This is a genomic window from Cellulomonas hominis (assembly GCF_005239125.1).
GTDB lineage: Bacteria > Actinomycetota > Actinomycetes > Actinomycetales > Cellulomonadaceae > Cellulomonas > Cellulomonas hominis_A.
This window is the reverse complement of the sequence record NZ_SZYE01000289.1, coordinates 1-3,015: the sequence shown is the minus strand read 5'-3', so window position 1 is coordinate 3,015 and position 3,015 is coordinate 1. Positions and strand designations below refer to the sequence as shown.

The 3,015-nt window shown below is 73.7% G+C and carries 1 protein-coding gene and 1 pseudogene; one reads left to right on the top strand and one right to left on the bottom strand.

Features of this window, described 5'->3' with window-relative positions; all coding sequences use genetic code 11:
- Positions 1-769 (bottom strand): annotated as a pseudogene (locus FA014_RS18945) (glycoside hydrolase family 15); the annotation flags it as partial.
- Between the two features lie 272 nt (positions 770-1,041).
- On the opposite strand from FA014_RS18945, the gene groL reads away from it, so the two are divergent.
- Positions 1,042-2,667, top strand: coding sequence for a chaperonin GroEL (gene groL / locus FA014_RS18940; protein ID WP_154731163.1), 1,626 nt, complete (start codon positions 1,042-1,044; stop codon positions 2,665-2,667).
- Positions 2,668-3,015 lie beyond the last annotated feature (348 nt).

Here is a 3,015-nt window from a genome sequence, read left to right as displayed (position 1 = left end):
GCGGCGCGACGGTGCCCAGGGTGAGCGCGCGCTCCGGGACCTCCCAGTAGTCCGGCGAGGCCGGCGGCAGCCCGTCCCCGGCGACCAGCGCCACGGCGTGCGCGGCACCGCGGCGCACGAGCGGGGCCAGCTCCGCGGCCACCGCCGCCCGGTCCTCGGCCGGGGCGGCCGCGACCACCTCGCCCGCCGCCCAGAGCGACCACCCGGTGCCGTCCGTCTGCGGCGCCCGGTCGTCCGGGACGGCGCCCGAGCCGTCCGGGAGGTACCGGGCCTCGAACGACCCGTCCGCCGCCTGCACGCGCGCCAGGAAGCCCAGCACCTCGCGCGCGTCGGCCAGGTGCCCCGTCCGGGCGAGGGCGACCGCGACGAACGAGGCGTCCCGCGGCCACACGTACCGCCAGTACGGCGTCCACGCCGCGACGGCCGCGCCGCCGTCCTGGACCAGGGTGCGCAGGTCCAGCAGGGCGTCGGTCACCATGTCCGCGTACGGGCCGTCCGCGCCCGGCACCGTGCCCGCCGCGAGCCAGGCGCGCTGCGCGGCGGCCAGGTCGTCGTCCGCCGTCGTCGCCGGGTCGACCACCACCCGGGTGCCCTCGTGCAGCGTCGGGACCGCGCCCGCCGGGACCAGCTCCGGGCCGGACGGCGTCGCGACGACCCCCTCGCTGTACAGGTCGATCGTGCGGGTCCGCGGGCCGGTCGCGCCCCAGGCGATCAGCCCCGCCGCGAGCGAGGCCAGCACGACGGCGGCGACGGCGGGGCGGCGGTGCATGCCCGGCAGGCTACCGGGCCGGTGCCGACGACCCGGCCGGGCCCCGCGGCGCCCCCGGCGGCTGTCAGCCGAGGGCGGAGCGCCTTGCACTCGGGGGGGTCGAGTGCTAACCATGTGCTTAGCACTCTCGGGTCGAGAGTGACAGAATGACAACCCAGGCCGACCCGGTGAGGTCCGCCGCCCGACGGGACATGACCGACGGGCCGGCGCGGCCGTCCGTCGCGGGCACCGACCGGCCGAACCACGAGCCAGAGTGAAGGATCGATAGCCCCATGGCCAAGATCATTGCCTTCAACGAGGAGGCCCGTCGCGGCATCGAGCGGGGTCTCAACACCCTCGCCGACACCGTCAAGGTCACCCTCGGCCCCAAGGGCCGCAACGTCGTCCTGGACAAGAAGTGGGGCGCCCCCACGATCACCAACGACGGTGTCTCCATCGCCAAGGAGATCGAGCTCGAGGACCCGTTCGAGAAGATCGGCGCCGAGCTCGTCAAGGAGGTCGCCAAGAAGACGGACGACGTCGCGGGCGACGGCACCACCACCGCCACCGTGCTCGCCCAGGCGCTCGTGCGCGAGGGCCTGCGCAACGTCGCGGCCGGCGCCAACCCGATCGCCCTCAAGCGCGGCATCGAGCAGGCCGTCGAGGCCGTCACCGCCGCCCTGCTGGAGCAGGCGAAGGAGATCGAGACCAAGGAGGAGATCGCCGCCACCGCGTCCATCTCCGCCGGCGACACCGCCATCGGCGAGCTCATCGCCGAGGCCCTCGACAAGGTGGGCAAGGAGGGCGTCATCACGGTCGAGGAGTCCAACGCCCTCGGCCTGGAGCTCGAGCTCACGGAGGGCATGCGCTTCGACAAGGGCTTCCTGTCGGCGTACTTCGTGACCGACCCGGAGCGCCAGGAGGCCGTCCTCGAGGACGCCTACGTGCTGCTCGTCGAGTCGAAGATCTCGAACGTCAAGGACCTGCTGCCGCTGCTGGAGAAGGTCATCCAGTCCGGCAAGCCGCTGTTCATCGTCGCCGAGGACGTCGAGGGCGAGGCCCTGGCCACGCTCGTCGTCAACAAGATCCGCGGCACCTTCAAGTCCGTCGCCGTCAAGGCCCCGGGCTTCGGCGACCGCCGCAAGGCGATGCTGCAGGACATGGCGATCCTCACCGGTGGCCAGGTCGTCTCCGAGACCGTCGGTCTGAAGCTCGACACCGTGGGCCTCGAGGTCCTCGGCCAGGCGCGCAAGATCGTCGTCACCAAGGACGAGACCACCATCGTCGAGGGCTCCGGCGACGCCGCCCAGATCCAGGGCCGCGTCAACCAGATCCGCGCCGAGATCGACAACTCGGACTCGGACTACGACCGCGAGAAGCTCCAGGAGCGCCTCGCCAAGCTGGCCGGCGGCGTGGCCGTCATCAAGGCCGGCGCGGCGACCGAGGTCGAGCTCAAGGAGCGCAAGCACCGCATCGAGGACGCCGTGCGCAACGCGAAGGCGGCCGTCGAGGAGGGCATCGTCGCCGGTGGTGGCGTGGCCCTCATCCAGGCCGGTGCCGTGGCGTTCGAGAAGCTCGAGCTCGTCGGTGACGAGGCGACCGGCGCGAACATCGTGAAGGTCGCGATCGACGCCCCGCTGAAGCAGATCGCCGTGAACGCGGGCCTCGAGGGCGGCGTCGTGGCGGAGAAGGTGCGCAACCTCCCCGCCGGCCAGGGCCTCAACGCCGCGACCGGCGTGTACGAGGACCTGCTGGCCGCGGGCGTCAACGACCCGGTCAAGGTCACGCGCTCCGCGCTGCAGAACGCGTCGTCCATCGCGGCGCTGTTCCTCACCACCGAGGCGGTCGTCGCCGACAAGCCGGAGAAGTCGGCCCCGGCCGCTCCGGACGCCGGCGGCATGGGCGGCATGGACTTCTGAGTCCCGCCGCACGCGGGCGCTGAGCGCCCGCACCGCGCCTGACGGGCCGGTCACCCCTTTGGGGGTGACCGGCCCGTCCTGCGTCCGGACGCGACTCCCGCGCGCGCCCCTGCCCGCCGAGATGGCAACTCTCGGCTGCGCGACCCCGCACCCGCACAGCCGAGAGTTGCCATCTCGCCGAACCTGCACGAGCGGTCTGCGCGGGCGGGGTCGAGCACAGACGCGAGGTGGAGAGTCGCCGAACCTGCACGAGCGGTCTGCGCGGGCGGGGTCGAGCGGAGGCGCGAGGTGGAGAGTCGGCGAGGGCGCGTGGCGAGCGCGGCGCGGCGGGCGCGCGCGGCGGCGCGG